Source organism: Rhodococcus sp. EPR-134 (assembly GCF_001647205.1).
GTDB lineage: Bacteria > Actinomycetota > Actinomycetes > Mycobacteriales > Mycobacteriaceae > Rhodococcus_F > Rhodococcus_F qingshengii.
The window spans coordinates 1-20060 of sequence record NZ_LVCT01000753.1; the positions used below are offsets into that span (position 1 = coordinate 1).

Consider the following 20060-nt stretch of genomic DNA (forward strand, 5'->3'; position numbering starts at 1 on the left):
CAGTGAAGACCATCTCGCGGCACGGCGCAGTCAGATCCTTGACGGCGCCCGCCGCTGCTTTGCGGAATACGGCTACGACGGCGCCACAGTTCGCCGTCTCGAAGAAGTCACCGGTTTGTCCCGCGGAGCGATCTTCCATCACTTCAAGGACAAGGACGGCCTGTTCCTCGCTCTCGCAAGCGAGGATGCGAGCCGGATGGCAGATGTCGTCGCCGAAGAGGGCCTCGTCCAGGTCATGCGGGACATGCTCGCGCAGCCCGACCAATTCGATTGGCTGGGAACGCGACTGGAGATAGCGCGTCGACTGCGCAACGACGCCGATTTCCGCGAGAAGTGGTCACAGCGCTCCGTAGAACTGACGGAAGCGACCAGTGCGCGCCTCGCCAGACAGAAATCGGCAGGCAGACTCCGTGACGACGTCCCCACCGAAATTCTGATCGGGTATCTGGATCTGGTGATGGACGGCCTGGTCGCGAGAATCGCCTCCGGCCACGGCGTCGACAACCTGTCAGCGGTTCTCGATCTGGTCGAGGAATCGGTGCGGCGGAGAGACTGAGGGGCTTCGCCCCTGTGCGCCTTTGTGGTAGTTCCCACTACCACAAAGGCGCACAGGGGGTTAGGCGAGCTGGATCAGCTCGAGGTATTCCTGCGACCAGTGGTCCTCGTTGCCGTCGGGCAGGAGGATGACCCGCTCGGGGTTGAGTGCCTCGGCAGCGCCCGGATCGTGGGTGACCAGGACGACGGCACCGGTGTAGCTGCGGAGCGCATCGAGCACCTGCTCGCGCGAGATCGGGTCCAGGTTGTTGGTGGGCTCGTCGAGAAGCAGAACGTTGGCAGCCGAAGACACCAGACCGGCCAGAGCCAAACGCGTCTTCTCACCACCCGAGAGCGTTCCGGCCGGCTGTTCGAGCTGCGGGCCGGTGAACATGAAGGCACCGAGCAGCGAACGCAGTTCCTGCTCCCCTGTGTCCGGCGCGGCGTGGCGGATGTTCTCCCACACGGACGCGTCGTCGTCGAGGGTGTCGTGCTCCTGAGCGAAGTAGCCGACCTTGAGTCCGTGACCGGCGATCAGCTCACCAGCGTCCGCCTTCTCCGCGCCCGCGAGGATGCGGAGCAGCGTGGTCTTACCTGCACCGTTCAGTCCGAGGATAACCACACGAGACCCACGATCGATCGCGAGATCGACCCCGGTGAAGATCTCGAGCGAGCCGTACACCTTGGTGAGGTTCTTGCCCATCAGCGGAGTCTTGCCACAAGCGGCGGGTTCGGGGAAACGAATCCGCGCAACCTTGTCCGAGACACGTTCGGCATCGAGGTTCGCCATCAACTTGTCGGCTCGCTTGGCCATGTTCTGAGCCGCGACGGCCTTGGTTGCCTTTGCGCCCATCTTGGCGGCCTGAATCCGCAGCGCACCGGCCTTCTTCTCGGCATTGGCGCGCTCACGGCGACGACGCTGCTCGTCCGTGGCACGAGCGTCGAGGTACTTCTTCCAGTTCATGTTGTAGACGTCGGCCTCACCGCGGACGGCATCGAGGAACCACACGCGGTTGACGACGTCGTTGAGCAGGTCGACGTCGTGGCTGATGACCACCAGTCCACCCTCGTGGTTCTGGAGGAAGCCACGCAGCCAGGTGATGGAGTCGGCGTCGAGGTGGTTGGTGGGCTCGTCGAGCAGCAGAGTCGTGTCCGAGCGGGCACCGCTGCCGTCGGAGGCGGCGAAGAGGATGCGCGCCAATTCGACGCGACGACGCTGACCGCCGGACAGCGTGCTGAGCGGCTGCCCGAGAATACGGTCTTCGAGACCGAGGCTGCTGGTGATGCGTGCAGCTTCACTCTCGGCTTCGTATCCGCCGAGGGCCGAAAACCGATCCTCGAGCTGACCGTACTTCTTGACCGCGCGGTCCTGCGATTCCTGATCGAGCACCTCGCCCATCAGAATCTGCTGCTTCTCCATCTCGCGGAGCATCGTGTCGAGGCCACGTGCGGAGAGAACCCGGTCCTTGGCGAGGACGCTCAGGTCGCCCTCTTTGGGGTCCTGCGGGAGGTATCCGAGTTCACCGGTACGTACGACGCTTCCCGCATATGCCTCACCTTCGCCGGCGAGGATGCGCAGTGTGGTCGTCTTTCCGGCTCCGTTACGTCCGACGAGTCCGATCCGGTCGCCCGGCTGGATGCGCAACGAAGGCCCGGGAGCCGTGAGAAGGGTGCGGACACCGGCACGAACTTCGAGGTCAGTGGCGGTAATCAAGCAAACTCCTCAGGAAAAACGACGAATACGGGTAAACAATGCCTGACTACAGACACAAGAACTATCGATTTTACCGTGACCTGACGGTCGATCCGACCAGCAGCGTGTGAGTCCGCTAACGTTCGGGACATGACTAGCGAAAACAGCACTCGTCCTCGCGACCTCGAAGGCCGTGCCGCCATCGTCACCGGCGCAAGTCGCGGAATCGGCAAAGCTGTCGCCGCCGAACTCCTCGCTCGCGGTGCCGACGTCTTGATCACAGCCCGCAAGCCGGAGCCCCTCGAGGCCGCCGCATCCGAGCTGTCCGCTCTGGGGCACGGCGGAAAGGTCGTCGCATTCGCGGGCAACGCAGCCGATGCCGAAGCCCGCTCCGGTGCCGTCGACCGCGCCGTGTCCGAATTCGGTTCACTCGACATTCTGGTCAACAACACCGGAATCAACCCCGTCTTCGGTTCGCTCATGGAAGCGGACCTCGACGCCGTGCGCAAGATCTTCGACGTGAATGTGGTTGCCGCCCTCGGTTACGTCCAGCAAGCACATCGGGCATGGATGGGCGAACACGGTGGAGCCGTCGTGAACCTGGCAAGTGTGGCCGGGATCCGGTCGACGGGCGTCATCGCGGCGTACGGCGCGTCGAAGGCTGCGCTCATCCGCCTGACGGAAGAACTGGCCTGGCAACTGGGACCGAAGATTCGTGTCAACGCCGTAGCTCCCGGGATCGTCAAGACGCAGTTCGCGGCAGCCCTGGTCGCTGCCGGCGAGGACAAGGCGTCGGCGGGCTACCCGATGAAGCGGCTCGGCACCCCCGAGGACGTTGCCGGTCTGGTCGGCTTCCTCGTCTCCGACGCGGCGGCGTGGATCACGGGCGAAACGGTCCGGGTCGACGGCGGTCTGCTCGCAACGGGATCGATGTAGTGCGCCGGTCGTGAGCACAGACAACTCTTCCGCCGACGTGGTGATCGTCGGTGGCGGCCCGGCCGGGCGGGCACTCGCCACCCGCTGTATCGCCCGGCAACTCACCGTCGTCGTTGTCGATCCGCATCCCCATCGGGTGTGGACGCCGACCTATTCGGCGTGGGCTGACGAGCTGCCGTCGTGGCTGCCGGTCGATGTGATCGCAAGCCGGATCGAACGCCCGAGCGTGTGGACCCGCAGACAGAAAACGCTTGATCGCACACATTGCGTATTGAATACATCTTTACTGCAATCATTTCTCTCGGGCACATCCGTACAGTTCAGAGCCTTGCGTGCTCAAACACTGTCACCCACCGCCGTCCTGTGCGTGGACGGATCGCAGCTGAGGGGATCAGTCGTCATCGATGCCCGAGGTACCGAACTGACGGTGACAACAGCGCAGCAGACCGCCTTCGGAGTGATCGTCGACCGCGCTCTGGCCGATCCGATTCTGGGTAGTGGCGAAGCCTGGTTCATGGACTGGCGACCAGACAACGGCGCCTCCGACGCCGACACTCCGTCGTTTCTCTATGCGGTCCCACTCGATGACGAGCGAGTTCTCCTCGAGGAGACCTGCCTCGTCGGCCGGCCGGCGTTGGGGCTCCGCGAACTCGAAGCGCGTCTGCGCACCCGGCTTCGCAATCGGGGCTGCGAAGTCCCCGACGACGCACCGGTCGAGCGGGTCCGTTTTGCAGTCGAAGGCCCGAAGGAGTCGTTCCCCGACGGTGTACTCCGTTTCGGCGGGCGAGGCGGTCTGATGCATCCGGGAACCGGATACAGCGTTGCCTCGTCACTCGCCGAGGCAGACGCTGTCGCCAAAGCAATCGCCGACGGTGGAGATCCCAACGCGGCGCTCTGGCCGCGGTCGGCCAAGGCGGTGTCTGCCCTTCGCCGCGTTGGCCTGAACGCACTTCTCACCCTCGGCTCGAGAGAGGTCGCGACATTCTTCGACACGTTCTTCGATCTACCGGTCGAGGCTCAGCGGTCCTACCTGTCCGATCGGCGGGACGCGTCCGCGACGGCGAAGGTGATGGCAACCCTGTTCCGATCGTCACCGTGGCACGTCCGAAAGACGTTGATGCGCGCGCCGTTTCTGAGGTGAGCACTCCGGACCGACTACTGCGCTCCCATCGAGCCGGCGATCATCGGCCAGGAATTGTGTAGGTCGTCCTGCCAGTAGCCCCACGAGTGGGTTCCGGTCGGCTTGAAGTCGAAGGTCGCGGGGATGCCCAGTGCGTTCAGTCGGTCCGCCAAGCCGTGCGTGCACCCGTTGACCGCGGATTCGATGATGCCGCCGACGACGATCTGATTAAGGAGGGCTCCGGGATTTCCGTTCACATCGGGTGCCTGGAGGTTGTCGTGCGGACCTGGCAGACCGGATCCGCTGGAAACGTACAGTGCGGTCCCCCGCAACTTCTCCGCGTTCACGACCGGATCGTTCTCGCGCCACCCCGGACCGTCGAACGGTCCCCACATGTTTGTCGGATCAGCGCCACCCCGCGCGCCGACCACCAACCGCACATAGTCCTGACCCGGCTGGGTGGAAGTCTCCGCGCACCCGCTGTAGGCCCCGACACTCCGATAAAGCCCTGGTGCCGAGATCGCGAGATTGAGTACCGACGTCGCCGTCATCGAAATCGCCGCGATGGAGTTGACCCCGTTGGTACCGAACTGCGCATCGATGACGGGCGGCAGTTCGCGAGTGAGGAACGTCTGCCACTTGTTGCGCCCGAGTACGGGATCGTCTTTCTGCCAGTCGGTGTAGTAGCTGAACGCACCTTCCAGCGGCGTCACGACGTTGACGTTCTTGTCGGCGAAGAAGTCCAGGACATCGGTCCGTCCTTCCCACGTTGCACTGTCCTCGCCACCACCGGCGCCGTTGAGCAGATACAACGTGGGCCGTGGGGCGCTCGTGTCGGCGGGGAGGATCACCTCGAGTGGAATGTCGCGGCCCATCGCATCGGAGTGGACGCTGATGGTTACGGTGCGTGCCGGATCTGCGTTCGCGGGCCAAGGCGCAAACAGCAGTGGAACCAGTGAAATCGCCAGCGCCGCGGTGACGCGTCGACGGTAGGTTCGGATTCTCATCGGAGCGTCTCCCCAGGTGTGCGAGTCGGGTTCTCGAAGCGGATACCCGCTCGATACGCCCCGAACCGACCCATCCACACGCAACGGTTCGGGATCAACCGTGATCGTTTGCCTCGCGCAAACGGCCGGCGGCGACCATCATGGGAGGCATGCGCTCGATTTGGAAAGGCTCGATAGCCTTCGGTCTGGTCAACGTCCCGGTCAAGGTGTACTCGGCGACCGAGGACCACGACATCCGATTTCACCAGGTCCATGCAAAAGACGGTGGCCGCATCAAGTACAACCGTGTGTGTTCCGAGTGCGGAAACACGGTTCAGTTCGCCGACATCGACAAGGCGTACGACTCGGAAGACGGATCGCGCGTCATCTTGAGCGACGAGGACTTCAACAAACTCCCGGCTGCGGAGAAGCACGAGATTCCGGTGCTGGAATTCGTGCCGAACGATCAGATCGATCCGATCTTGTTCGAGAAGAGTTACTTCCTCGAGCCCGATTCGGCGTCGCCGAAGGCGTACGTCCTGCTTTCGACTGTGCTCACCGAGAGTGATCGAACGGCACTGGTGCATTTCACGCTGCGACAGAAGACGCGCCTGGCCGCGATGCGCGCTCGCGATGGTGTTCTGGTGATCCAGACCTTGCTGTGGCCCGACGAAGTTCGTGCAGCAGAGTTCCCTTCCCTCGACGACGTGGAGAAGCCGAAGGCGAAGGAACTGAAGATGGCGCAGACGCTCGTCGAGAGCATGGCGGGCGATTTCGATCCGACCGAGTTCACCGACGACTATCAGCTCCAACTGAGGCAGTTGCTCGACGAGATGATCGAGAACGGCGGCAAGAAGGTCATCCCGGCCGCCGAGGTCGACCAAGAGGGCACCGACGCAGAGGTGGTGGACCTGGTTGCCGCACTGCAGCGCAGTGTGGACGAAGCGAAGTCGAACGCCTCCAAGGCCGGCTCGTCGAAGTCGACTACACCGAGGAAGAAACGAGCCTGAGTCAGCCGCGCACGTCTTGGATCTCGATCAGAGCGTCCAACTCTGCGTCGACGTCCGGAGCCGCGTGACGACCCGTTCCGACCGCAAGGTTGATCACGGGTCCGATCGCCTCCAGACCTGCCTCGGTGAACATTTCGGCGTGTGACGTGGGCACCGGACGGTCGATGATCACCCCGGAGACGAACGGTCGCCACGCCGACGCGGTTCGCAGCGGGTCGAAGGTGTCGGCGTGTGCCGAGAAGAACAGCAGATCGCCCACGAACTTGCCCGGGCGGTATCGGTGAGCCAGTTCGGCGCCGGCGGAGTATTCCTCGAACAGTCGCTCGATCCGATCGCTCGAGACCAAGGGGTGATCGCCGATGGTTTCACGCAAGAGTGCTTCGGCGTCCTCGGGTGTCAGATCACGCTCGCCGGTGTCCGGGACCGAGATCCCCAACCCGCCGATCAGTTCGGCGAGAGAAGGCTGCGCGCCTGCCATCGTCGGGTCTTCGAGAACGAAGCTGTCGAGCAGAATCAGGTCGGCGACGCTCTCACCCGCGGCTTGCAACTGCACCGCCGCCGCGTGAGCGATCAATCCGCCGATCGACCACCCCAGCAGGTGATACGGACCGTGCGGCTGAACTCCTCGAATTTCCTCGACGTACCGCGCCGCGAAGTCCTCGATCAGCTCCGACCGAAATTCGGAGTCCGTCAGGACCGGCGACTGCAGGCCGTAGAGCGGCCGGCTGGAGTCGACGTAGCGATCGAGCGCTCCGTAGCACCAGGCCAATCCGATGGCCGGATGGATGCAGAACAGTGGCTCGGCGCGGCCTTCCGGACGTAGTGGCAGGACTACCGCAAGTGCGGAGGTATCCGCGTCACTTGTCACAACTGTTGCCTCGAGTTCGAAGAGTCTGCGCGCCAATGCCTCCGGAGTCGGGTCGGAGAATATCCACGCGACGGGGACGGTCATGCTGGTGCGTTCTTTGATGGCAGCGACCAAACGCGTTGCCATGAGTGAGTTGCCGCCGAGTTCGAAGAAACTCGAATCGGCGTACGTGTCTACGTCGGCCAGATCGAGTACCTCTGCGAAAGCAGCGCAGATCGCGATCTCGTCGCTGCCTTCCGGACTGCGTCCACTCGGCGACTCCCAGTTGGGAGCAGGCAGAGCGCTGCGATCGAGCTTGCCCGCCGGTGTGGTCGGGACTGCGCCGATCACGACAACAGCGGACGGGATCATGTGCGCAGGCAGCGATATACCTGCGTGACGGCGCAGCGCGGCGGCGTCGAAGTCCGCATGTGCCGGGACGACGTACGCGACGATCCGAGCGTCGACGCCCTCCCCGACGACGACGCTGACAGCCGAATGCACGGATGCTTCCGCTGCCAGCACCGCGTCGATTTCTCCGAGTTCGATTCGGAACCCTCGGATCTTGACCTGGTGGTCTGCGCGTCCGAGGTAGATCAGTGCCCCTGAGCGATCTTCGCGCACAAGATCCCCTGTGCGGTACATCCGAGCGCCTTCGGGTCCATGCGGGTCGGCGACGAAGCGCGCGGCTGTGAGTGCGGGGTTGCCGAGGTACCCGCGGGCGAGACCGTCGCCGCTGACGTAGAGCTCACCGACGACCTGGCCGGGAACCGAGTGCAGTCGGGAATCGAGAATCATCGCGTCCACGCCGCGGATCGGACCGCCGATCGTCACGGGCTCCCCCGCGACCAGCGAATCACTGATGGTGACTGCGACGGTGGCCTCGGTCGGGCCGTACGCGTTGAACATTCGGCGCCCCAGTGCGCACCGAGATACGAGGTCGGCGGAACAGGCGTCGCCGCCGACGACGACGGCTTCGAGATGGTCGAGCCCGGCGGGATCGACAGTCGCCAAGGCGGCTGGAGTCACGAAAGCATGGGTGATCGTCTGCTCGTCGAGCAGTTCGTGCAATTCGACACCGCCGAGAACTGTCGGAGGCGCTATCACCATCGTTGCGCCGGCGCCGAAAGCCAGAAGGAGCTCGAGAACCGACGCGTCGAAGCTCGTCGAGGCGAAGCTCAGAGCGCGAGAGTGCGCGGTGACGCCGAAACGCTCCCGCTGTTCGTCGGCAAACGCTGCCAGTCCCGCGTGAGTGACCAACACGCCCTTGGGTTTTCCTGTCGAGCCCGAGGTGTAGATCAAGTAGGCCGGGTTGTCGAACTCGAGTGGCGCGTCCGGCAGTGTCTCGGAATGGACTGCCTCGATTTCGGTGGTGAATTCGATCGCATCCAACTCGATCCACGATGTGACGCCAGGAAGGTCGGCCGCATACTCGCCCCTGGTGATACCGAGTACCGCTCCACTGTCGGTGAGCATGTGCTCGATCCGCTCGGCGGGGTACGCCGGATCCACGGGAAGAAACACTCCGCCGGCTTTCGCTACGGCCCAGAGCGCGATCACATAGTCGGCCGACCTCGGAAGCGCCAGTGCCACCATCATTTCCGGCGCTATTCCGCGAGCGATCAACGCAAACGCCATAGCGTCGGAGCGTCGGTCGAGTTCGCCGTACGTGAGCGTGACGGATGTGGCGACGTCGACGATTGCCGGAGCGTGCGGATCGGCAGCGCCGCGAAGCAGCAACTCCGGCAAGGTCAAAGCATCGCCGGCCGGACGTCCGGGCAACGCACGCAGGCGACGTCCCGCAAGATCCACGTCACCGACGACGGCGGAGGGCTGGGCAGTCAGTGTCTCGACGATCGTTTCCAGCATCACTGCAAACGACTCCGCCGTATCGGTGTCGAAGAGATCCTTCGCGTAGGTGAGGGAGGCCTCGTAGCCGCCGCCTTCCTCCGCGGTCTGTTCGACAACGGTGAACTGCAGGTCGTACTTGGCGATGTCCGGTGTGATCTCGTGGGCACGAACGGCAAGTCCAGGCAGGTCCCACGTCGTCGGGTGGGCGCCGTGGAACGAGATCATCGTCTGGAACACCGGATGACGGTCGGTGCTCCGGGTCGGCGCCACCACGTCCACGACCTGCTCGAACGGAATGTCCGCGTGGGCGAAGGCGTCGAGATCGACGGAGCGGACAGTACGCAGAACGTCGACGAACGTCGACCCGGGATCGACCGTCGTGCGCAGTCCGACCGTGCCCACGAACATTCCCACGAGGTCGTCGAGAACGCGGTGTCCTCGCCCGGCGACCGGTGATCCGATCACGATGTCCGTGCTTCGACTCAGCCTGGACAGCAGGACGGCATAGGCAGCGTGCAACACCATGAACGGCGTCGCCGCATTGGCTCCGGCAACCGCCTCGACCGCGATCCGGGTGTGCGCCGGAAGCGAGACCGCCGTGTGGGCACCGCTTAACGACTGGGTGCGCGGGCGCGCTCGATCGCTCGGAAGGTCGATCAATTCAGGTGCTCCCCGCAACGTCTCCCGCCAGTACGACGCCTGTGCCCCGAGCACGCTCGCGGATTCGTCCACCGAGCCCAGCGCTTCCCGCTGCCAGATGGCGAAGTCCGCGTAGTGCACTTCGAGCGGGGTGAACTCGGGAGCGTGTCCCGAACTTCTCGCGACGTAGGCGGTGAGCACGTCCTTCATCAACGGCGCGATCGACCATCCGTCCGCCGCGATGTGGTGGATCACGATGACAAGTGTGTGGTGCTGCGGCGTCGATTCGAGCAGGAGCGCGCGAACGGGAGCTTGGGTCGTGATGTCGAATCCACGCGACGCGAATTCTCTGGCGAGCTCTGCCGGTTCACGGGTGTCCGCATTTCCGTACTCGAGCGAGGTGAATGCATCCTGGATCACCTGGTGTGGACCGGTGCCGGAGTCGGGGAACACCGTGCGCAGGATTTCGTGCCTTTCGATCACGTCGAGGACCGCAGCTTCGAGGGCCGGCACGTCGAGTGCACCGTCGAGGGAGATCGCAGCAGGGACGTTGTACGCGGGTGAGCCGGGATCCATCTGGTTGAGGAACCAGATGCGTGCTTGCGCGTAGGACAGCGGAATTCGCTCGGGGCGGTCTACGGCGGTGATCGGTGGAAGCGCCTTCGCCCCGGCGGATGTGTCGAGCGCGGTGGCAAGTTCCCGAATTTCGGGGTGCTCGAACAGCATTCGGACAGGCACCTGCCTGCCCAACGACTCGCCGAGTCGCTGGGCCAGTCTGGTGGCGAGCAGTGAGTTGCCACCGAGTTCGAAGAAACTGTCCGACGCACTGATCTGTTCGATACCCAGCAGTTCCGCCACGACGCAGGCAACCTGGAGTTCGGTCGCGGTCGTCAGCGGCTCGACACTTCGCTCGGACGAACGCAGTGTCGGCGCCGGCAATGCCGATCGGTCGAGCTTCCCGACGGGGGTCAGCGGTACGTGATCGATCGGGGTGATCGCCGACGGCACCATGAAGGCGGGCAGTGAGCGGCGCGCATGGCTCAGCAACTCGTCCATCTCGACCGCATCGGCACCGAGCACTACGTACGACGCCAACATCGTCTCACCGGAAGCTGCGTCGACGCCCACGGTGACCGCGAACTCGACGCCGGGGTAAGTGCTGAGGACGGAGTCGATCTCGCCCAGTTCGATGCGGAATCCGCGCACTTTCACCTGGTGATCGGAGCGTCCGACGTATTCGATCGTCCCGAGCGGCGTCCACCGAACCAAGTCACCGGTCCGGTACATGCGGGTGCCGGCCGGGCCGAACGGCGCTGCCACGAATCGCGTCGCCGTCAAGGCGGGTTGGTCGAGGTAGCCGCGGGCAAGTCCCAGGCCGGCGATGTAGAGCTCACCGGTGACCCCGACGGGTACCGGCTGAGCCGAGCCGTCGAGAATTACCGCGGACACGCCGCGGACGGGCCCGCCGATGGTCACGGTCTCCCCCACGCTCAAGGCATCACTGATGCAGACCATGACGGTGGTTTCCGTCGGCCCGTAGCCGTTGAACAATCGGCGACCCGGTGCCCACTTACGGACCAGTTCGGGTGGGCATGCCTCGCCACCGACAACGATCGACTGCAAGACGTCCAGCCCGGTGGGATCGACCGAGGCCAGCGCTGCCGGTGTGATGAACGCGTGGGTCACCTGGTGATCGGTGACCAATTCGGCGAGGTCCTGGCCGCCGTAAACGTCGGGAGAGGCGATCACCATCGTCGCGCCTTCACCGACTGCGAGCAGCAGTTCGAGGATGGATGCGTCGAAGCTCGGTGAGGAGAAGTGCAGCGTCCGCGACTGCGCCGAGATGCCGTAACGCGCCGTCTGCTCGGCCGCCAACGCGCTCAGGCCACGATGAGTGACGCTGACGCCCTTGGGCTTTCCCGTCGATCCGGAGGTGTAGATGATGTAGGCGAGGTTGTCGATTCGGATCGGCGCGGCCGGAACCGGCTGCCCGACACCGTCGCCGTGGATGTCGTCCATTGTCATCCACGGAACCGGGCGGGGCAGTGATTCGATCACCGCTTCCGTCGTCACTCCGCGAGTGGCTCCGGAGTCGGTGAGCATGTGCAGAATGCGATCGGCGGGGTATCGCGGATCGACCGGAACAAACGCGGCGCCGGTCAAGGAAACGCCCCACAAGGCGACGATCGAGTCGATCGAGCGCGGAATCGCGATCGCCACAATGTCTTCGGCACCGATCCCTTCCGTGGTCAGACGGCGGGCAAGCGCCGATGCACGGGCGAAGAGATCTAGGTAGAGCACGGTGGTGTCACCGGATCGAAGGGCCACCGAATCGCCTGAACGGGTGGCGGTCCGCGTCAATATTTCGGCCAAGGTGCGCGAACTGGTCCACGCCGGACCTCGTACCGGCATCAGCGACGCCCGCTCGAGGGTGCTGAGGAAATCTAGGTCGTCGATCGCGGCGTCCGGATCTGCGGCGACGGCGCGGGCCACCGACTGCACACGCGCGGCGATCGTTTCCGCGGTGGCAATGTCGAAGAGCGCCTCGGCGAACCTGAGCGACCCGGTGATCTCGGTCTTCTCGGAATCGCCTGCCAGCAGGGTGAACTCGAGGTCGAACTTCGCGACGGACGGTTCGAGTGCTTGCGCTTCGAGATGCGCGTCGTGGACCGTGACCTGCGGCGAGACCACATTCTGGTGGTACGACAGCATGACCTGGAACAGGGGGTGTCGCGTAGTGGACCGGTCGAGATCGAGGGCGTCGACCAGCACCTCGAAGGGCAGCTCGGGGTGCGCGAAGGCGGCAAGGTCGCGTTCACGGACAACCTCGAGCAGGGAGGTGAACGACGCTCGGTGATCGACCGGCGTCCGAAGCGGTACCGAATTGACGAACATCCCGATCAGGGAATCCAGCTCGGGTCGCCCGCGGCCTGCCACCGGGGTGCCGACCACCACGTCGTCGGTTGCACCGAGACGCGCGAGAACAACCGCCAGGATCGCGTGTACGACCATGAACTGCGTCGAGCCACTGCGCCTCGCCAAGGCGGCGAGACGCTCCCCGGTCGCCGCGTCGATGACGATCGGCACCGATCCGACGGCGGTCGTGGAGACAGATCCGCGTGGGCGATCGACCGGTAGCAGTACCTCGTCCGGGGCACCAGCCATGGCAGTGGTCCAGAAGGTCAGTTCGCGGGCAACCAGAGACTCCTGGTCGCCGACCTGTCCGAGCGAGTCTTGCTGCCACACCGCGTAGTCGGCGTACTGCACGTCGAGCGGTGTGAAAACCGGGGCGTCTCCAACGACGCGTGCGGAGTACGCCGCGACGAAATCTGTCGCAAAGGGAGTCAGGGACCAGCCGTCGAAGGCGATGTGGTGGATGACGACGACCAGTACGTGAGCGCCGGCGTCCTCGCGCACCAGCATGGCCCGAATCGGCAGATCCGAACCGAGATCGAACCCACGCGCCGCGAACTCCGTCGTCGCCGCGTCCACACCTTCGGATCCGCAGTAGCGCTCGACGGAGAACTGCACGTCGGAGAGCGCTCGGATGACCTGGCTCGGGCCGTCGGCGCTGTCGACGTAGATCGTTCGAAGCACCTCATGGCGTGCAATGACGTCCGCAAGCGCCTCCTCGAGTGCATCGCCGTGGATGTCTCCGGTGATGCGGATCGCGAACGGAATGTTGTAGACCGCGGACTGGGGGTCGAAGCGATTGACGAACCACAGGCGCTGTTGCGCGGCGGAGAGCGGTAGGCGGTCCGGCCGAGCGCCGGCGCTCAGGGCAGGTCGATCGTCTGATTCTTCGGCGCTCGCCGCCAGACGTGCAGCGAGCGCTTCGACGGTCGGCGCTTCGAAGATCGAGCGAACGTCCACCGTGAGTCCCGTCGCTGCGCTCAACCGCGCGGACACCTGCGTCGCGACGAGCGAGTTGCCCCCGAGATCGAAGAAGCTGTCTCCGGCCCGGACCTCGGGCACGTCGAGCAGTGAAGCGAACACGTCGGCAACGGTTCGTTCGAGTCCGGCCTCGGGTTCACGGCCCGTTCCGAGGATTTCGCGCGGTATCGGCGTCGGCAACGCTCTGCGATCGAGTTTGCCGACCGGAGTCAACGGAATGGCGTCGATCGGGGTGATCGACGACGGAATCATGTACCGCGGCAGCGTGTCGGCGAGTCCCACGAACAGCGACTCGATATCAGCGTCGCCGCTCAGCAACACGTACGACGCCAGAGTGGTACCCGCGGCGGATTCGACGGGAATCGTCGTGGCGAACTGGACGAGAGGGGAATCCATCAGAGCAGCGTCGATCTCGCCGAGTTCGATGCGGAACCCGCGGATCTTGAGCTGATGATCGCTGCGGCCCACGTAGCGAAGGGTCAGGTCCTTGGTCCAGCGGACCAGGTCACCGGTTCGGTACATCCGGGCACCGGGCGTCGAGTACGGATGCGCGACAAACCGATCCGACGTCAGCGCGGGACGAAGGTGGTAACCACGTGCAAGGCCCGGCCCACCGATGTACAGCTCGCCGACGCCGCCGATCGGGACCGGTTGCAGCCGAGAGTCGAGCACCACGGCGTCGATTCCGCGGATGGGACCGCCGATGGTGATCGGCTCCCCCGGTGAGAGTGGGTCACTGATGGCAACCATGACAGTGGTTTCGGTCGGACCGTATCCGTTGTGCAGTCTGCGCCCGTTGCCCCAGCTCGAGACCAATTCCGGCGTGCACACGTCGCCGCCGACGACTACGCATTCCAGTGCCGTCACGCCCGCCGGATCGACGGTCGCCAGCGCAGCCGGAGTGATGAAGGCATGAGTGACCTCGTGGCTTCGGAGGAACTCGCTCAACGCCTCCCCTCCGTAGATGTCGGGAGGGGCGATCACCATCGTCGCGCCGGTCGAACCGGCGAGCAGTAGCTCGAGTACGGCGCCGTCGAAGCTCGGTGACGCAAAATGCAGAGTTCGCGACCCGGCGGTGATCCGGTACCGATCCTGTTGTTCGCGAGCAAGATTGGCCAAACCCGCGTGAGTGACGACGGTGCCCTTCGGCACTCCGGTCGAGCCGGAGGTGTAGATGACGTACGCAGCCGACGCCGCAGTGATCGACGCTGTTCTGTCAGCGTCGTCGATGGCAGCGTCGGAGTAGGCGGCACATTCTGCAACCGTGTCCGCGTCGCCGAGGTCGATCCAGACTGCGACGTTCCCACCGGCTGCCGGACCGGCCGCAACCTCGGCGGACCGAATTCCGATCCGCACACCTGAATCCGCGAGCATGTGCGCAACTCGATCTGCGGGATAACGGGGATCCACCGGGACGAAAACGCCACCGGCTTTGGTGACCGACCAGACTGCGAGCACGGAGTCGACCGATCGGGCAACTGCCAGTGCGACCGGTGTCTCGGGGCCGACGCCCAGGTCCATGAGGTATCGAGCGATCCGATTCGATCGACGCTCCAGCTCCCCGTACGAGAGTGAGCGCTCGGAGTCTTCGAGGGCGATCGCGTCGGGATACTTCCTCGCGGTGTCTCCGAGGATCTGCGCCAGCGTCAATTCGCCCACCGAAGCCACGCCGCGCCGCGGCAATATCGCGGCACTCTCCCGGGATCCGAGTACACGAAGATCACCAACCGGTGCAGTCGGTTCCGACACTGCCGATTCCACGAGGGTCACGAAGTTTCGCGCCAACGCTTCGACGGTCGCGCTGTCGAACAGGTCGGTGGAATAGGTGAACGTGGCATCGATCCCAGCTGCGGCCCCGGACTCGTGACGTTCGGTGACGGTGAGCTCGAGGTCGAACTTGGTCAGCCCCGTCTCGACTGCCCGCGCCGTCATCGACACCCCGGCCAGTTCGGCTGTGTGGGTGGTGGCTATCCGCGAGGTGATGGCCGCTTGAAAGACCGGGTGGTGTGCGGGCGAGCGGTCCAGTTCGAGCGCGTCCACGACGACGTCGAAAGGCACGTCCGCATTGTCGAAGGCATCCACGTCGACGGCCCTGACCTGCGACAGGTGTGCGGCAAACGTTACGTCCCGATCGACGACGGTCCGCAGGGCAAGAGTGTTGACGAACATGCCGACGAGCAGATCGAGAGATCTGTCCCCTCGCCCGGCCACCGGTGTTCCGATGACGATGTCGTCCGTGCCGCTGTACCTGGCCAGAAGCAGGGCGAAGCACGCGTGCAGGGCGATGAACGGCGTGGCGTCGTGATCGGCGGCAAGTACAACGAGCTTCTGATGCGTGGAAGCGCCGATTCTGATGTCGACTCCGGCTCCGCGCATGGTCGGGTCGAGTGCGCGCGGACGGTCCGTCGGCAGGTGGAGCTGCTCGGGTGCTCCTGCCAGCTGCCGCTTCCAGAACGTGATCTGTGAGTGGGCAAGCGATTCGGTGGATGCCGTGTCCCCGAGGTGTTCTCGGTGCCAGAGCGTGTAGTCGGCGTACTGCACTGGAAGCGGTGCCCACTGCGGGCTGTTGCCGCCGACGCGAGCGGCGTAAGCGCCGGTGAGATCAGCAGCCAACGGGGCGAGTGACCAACCGTCGGCCACCATGTGATGCAGAACCACTACGAGGACAGCTTCCTCCTCATCGCCTTCCTTCTCGGCGGCGACATTGATCAGCAGGTAGCGCACCGGACGTTCGCGGACCAGATCGAAACCGGCCGAAGAGAATTCGAAGATCACTCTCTCGAGGCTTCCGCGTTCCACGTCGATCGACTCGAGCCCTGCGATCCCCTCGCCCAGGCCCAGAACCTTCTGCGTCGCGTTGTCCCCGACCTGAGGAAACACGGTGCGTAGTGACTCGTGACGTGTCACGACGTCCACGATCGCGGCACTGAGTGCGTCGGGATCGACGGCGCCGCGCAACGACACCGCCAGTGGAATGTTGTACGCACCTGATTCCGGTGCCACGCGGTTCAGGAACCACAGTCGCTGCTGCGCGGGAGCGAGAGGCAGTACAGCCGGCCGGGCCACGACCTGAATACCGTCGGCGTCCGGGGTCTGTGCCGCACGCTCGATCGTCGCCGCGATCCCAGACACCGTGGGATGGTCGAAGAGTGCACGCAGCGGCATTTTAACCCCGGTGGCTTCGGTCAAGCGCGCTACCGCCGTCGTCGCTACCAGCGAGTTTCCGCCCAGATGGAAGAAATTATCGTCGAGTCCGAGCGGTCCACTAATCAGGATGTCAGCCAGAACCGCCGCAACCTTGCCCTCGGTCGGGGTCGTCGGGGGTCGGAAGACCTTGGTGGAGGCCAGGATAGGCGAAGGCAGCGCACGCCGGTCCAGTTTTCCGTTGGTGGTCAACGGAATCGAATCGAGGACCATGAAGGCATCGGGAACCATGTAGGTCGGGAGGGCTTCGGCGGCGTGAGCTCGGAGGGCGTCGGCGTCCACGACGTCGGAAGCGGTCACATAGGTCACGAGAGCGCCGCTCGCCGGCGTCGGAGCCACGACGGTCACGGCATCGTCGATTCCCGGCGCGCTGAGGATGACGGAGTCGATTTCGCCGAGTTCGATCCGGAATCCGCGGATCTTGACCTGCGCGTCGCCGCGTCCGAGGTACTCGAGTTGTCCGGGCGCAATCCATCGTGCGCGGTCGCCGGACCGGTACAACCGTCGTCCGCCGGCATTGAAAGGATCGGCAACGAACCGGCCCGCGGTGAGGTCTGGACGGCCTAGATAGCCACGGGCGAGTTGACCGCCCGCGACATAGATCTCCCCCGCGATCCCCACCGGGACCGGGGAGAGATGCTCGTCGAGCAGGTACACACGAAGTCCGTCGATCGCGTCACCGATCCGGCTGCCGGTCAGCGCACTCGCGCTCGCCCGGTCGAGTTCGAGATGGGTGACGTGCACCGTCGTCTCGGTGATGCCGTACATGTTGACGAGTGCAGGCGCGGATTCCGTGTGACTTTCGTACCCCGGGTGATTGTCGTACCAGCGCCCGAGTCGACGCAGGTCCAAGGCTTCGCCACCGAAGATCACGTACCGGAGCCGGGTCTCCGAATCGGCCCGAAGGTCGGCTTCGATGTACTGGTAGAAGGCCGAGGGCGTCTGATTGAGCACGGTGACGCCTTCTGCGGCGACCAGCGCCCGGAAGGCGTCAGGGTCGCGTGATACCTCGTGATCGACCAGGACCAGCGTTCCGCCGTGGAGCAGCGCGCCCCACAGTTCCCAGACCGAGAAGTCGAAGGCGAACGAGTGGAACATCGTCCACACGTCGTTGCCGTCGAATCCGAATTCGACGTGCGTGTTCTCGAACAATCGCACCACAGCGGCGTGGGTGACGGAGACACCTTTGGGTCGGCCCGTCGACCCCGAGGTGTAGATCACGTACGCCAGATTGTCGGCTCCGTGTCCGCGCGGGCGCTCATCGGTTTCCAGACTCTCACCGGAGTATTCGTCGGATTCGACGCCGACGACCACCACGTCAGAGTTCGGGAAGGCGGAGTTCGGGAAAGTGGAATCGGAGATGACGCACACCGGTTGCGCATCCTCGACCACGTATGCCAAACGCTCGGCGGGGTGTGCACGATCGAGTGGGAGGTATCCGCCGCCGGCCTTCACTACCGCGACAGCGGCAACGATCATGTCCACGGATTTCGGCAGCATGATTCCGACCAACGACTCGGATTGCACGCCATGATCGACGAGCTTGCGCGCCAACTGATTCGATCGTCGATCGAGTTCGCGGTACGACACGCGCTCGCTACCTGCGACAACGGCGATCGCTTCCGGGGTCGCCCGAATGCGGTCGGAAAGGATCTCGGAGAGCGTTCGGACCGGGGTAATCGGCAGAACGGGCGGCACCAGCGCCTGGCGCGCGTCCGGGCGCAGTAGATCCACTGAGCCGAGCGCCGAGTGCGGAGCACCGACCATCGCGGTCAAGATTCGTAGATAACGGTCGGCGAGGTCCTCGGCTTGCTCCTTCGTGCCGAGCCAATCCAGAACACCGGAGATCGGCTGATCGAAATCGGCATGCTCACCAGTCGGAATCGCCAGGGAGACAAACAGTTCCGGCACGGTGGCCAGATCCGATCCGATAGGCGCACCGACCATGAGCCCCGGAAATCTCGGGTGAGCATCCAGCGGCTCCTCGAAGCAGACCATCGCCCGGAACAACGGGCCCGTCTCGACCCAGCGGCCGTCACCGAGTGCGGCGGTCACCGAAGACAGAAGAATGTCTGCGTGTTCGAGAGCTTCGATTGCGACGGTGTCCACCGCACCGACCAGGTCGGTGAGCGTCATGGTGTTCGACACCGTCGAGCGAAGCACCAACTGGTTGGCGAACATCGAGACGAAATCGTCCGGATTGGAGGCGCCGTACCCTCGGACCGAGACGCCGATCGACACCTCGTCAGCCGAACCGACGCGGCGCAGCAGTCCGGCCATCGCAGACTGGAACAGCACGAACAGACTCGTGTTCATCGTCGTCGCCATCGTCTCGAGGCTCCGGCAGAGGCCTGCCTCGATCTCGAGGGGCGTGGACGTTCGACCGGTTCCGGCGACGACCGGCAAACCCAGTTCCTCGGCGGGGTTCGACAAGGTCGCAGACCAGTACTCGACGTTGCGGGCGTGTTGAACTTCGGCGATCCATTTCCCCGCGGCGTCGGGGTCGATATCCATCAATCGAGTTCCCGATTCCGCAGCGCAGAACAAGTCGAGGAATTCGAGGAAACGCCGGTGGTGACGCGAGATGTCCTCGTTGGTGTACAGGTCTGGATTCGCGGCGAAGTCGATCTGGATCTCTTCGGCTGCGGAAGTCTGATAGACGTTGACGGAGCGGTCTTCGATCGGCCCGGTCGAGATCACGTTCAGTTCGCCGTGCGCGTCCCCGAGAGTGATTCCGGAATGGAACAGCATGAGGTTGATCAACGGCCCGTGGAAGCCTCGTCCGTCGGCGATGCTGTGATCACCGGCGTTGAGGTCGCGCCGTAGGTCCTCATGGCGGTACTTCTGATGACGCAGTGCGCCGGTGAGTTCGATCTTCACCTCGTGCAGCAAGTCCCCGACCGCGAAATGCGGATCGACGCTCGCACGTATCGGAACGACGTTCGACATCATTCCGCCGGACCTGCGAGCAGCTTTTGTCGTCCGCCCCGAGACCGGCAGGCTGAGGACCACGTCGCGGGTCCCGGTGGCCCGGGCGAGGTAAGCCGCCAGTGCACCGATCACCACTGACGACGTCGTCACATCGTGGGCGGCGGCCAGCCGTTCGAGGGAGCTCCGCAGTTCCGTAGGTACCGTCGCCGACCGTAGGCGAGACCATGCCTGCGACGGAGCAGTCGAGGACGCGAGCGAGGTTCCGCCCGGTTTGTCGGCCATCTTGGTGTTCCAGTAGTCGCGATCGCGTTCCCACCGGGTTGAGCCCAGATAGTCGGCCTCTGCCTTCACCAACGATTGGAGGGGGGCAGTTACCGCTGGGGGAACTGGCAGATCGCGCACCACAGCGGTGTAG

Annotated in this window: 7 protein-coding genes; 4 read left to right on the top strand and 3 right to left on the bottom strand. The window is 64.5% G+C overall.

The features are described from left to right. Nucleotides 1–556: TetR/AcrR family transcriptional regulator (locus tag A2J01_RS32350; RefSeq protein ID WP_064114343.1), on the top strand; the 556-nt coding region annotated here is incomplete at its 5' end. A 60-nt stretch (nt 557–616) separates the two neighbouring features. Here A2J01_RS32350 and A2J01_RS32355 read toward each other — a convergent pair. Continuing rightward, nucleotides 617–2248, bottom strand: a complete 1632-nt coding sequence (locus A2J01_RS32355; protein ID WP_003944932.1) for an ABC-F family ATP-binding cassette domain-containing protein — start codon at nt 2246–2248, stop codon at nt 617–619. 129 nt (nt 2249–2377) lie between these two features. On the opposite strand from A2J01_RS32355, the gene A2J01_RS32360 reads away from it, so the two are divergent. Beyond that, nucleotides 2378–3163 carry an SDR family oxidoreductase gene (locus A2J01_RS32360; protein WP_047270400.1) on the top strand — a complete coding sequence of 262 codons (786 nt, stop codon included), beginning with the start codon at nt 2378–2380 and terminating at the stop codon, nt 3161–3163. Between the two features lie 10 nt (nt 3164–3173). Beyond that, on the top strand, nt 3174–4304 hold the full coding sequence (locus A2J01_RS32365) for a lycopene cyclase family protein (RefSeq protein ID WP_064114344.1): 1131 nt from the start codon (nt 3174–3176) through the stop codon (nt 4302–4304). A 14-nt stretch (nt 4305–4318) separates the two neighbouring features. Here the strand turns inward: A2J01_RS32365 and A2J01_RS32370 are convergent, their stop codons facing one another. Further along, nucleotides 4319–5290, bottom strand: coding sequence for an alpha/beta hydrolase (locus tag A2J01_RS32370; protein ID WP_064114345.1), 972 nt, complete (start codon nt 5288–5290; stop codon nt 4319–4321). A gap of 149 nt (nt 5291–5439) precedes the next feature. Between A2J01_RS32370 and ku the strand changes: the two genes are divergently transcribed. Beyond that, the gene (gene ku, locus A2J01_RS32375; protein WP_172932851.1) at nt 5440–6279 is read left to right on the top strand and encodes a non-homologous end joining protein Ku; all 840 of its coding nucleotides are present in this window, start codon (nt 5440–5442) and stop codon (nt 6277–6279) included. Nucleotide 6280: 1 nt separating this feature from the next. On the opposite strand, the gene A2J01_RS32380 is transcribed toward ku, so the two are convergent. After that, the coding region (locus A2J01_RS32380) for a non-ribosomal peptide synthetase (protein WP_064114346.1) at nt 6281–20060 on the bottom strand (13780 nt) is incomplete at its 5' end.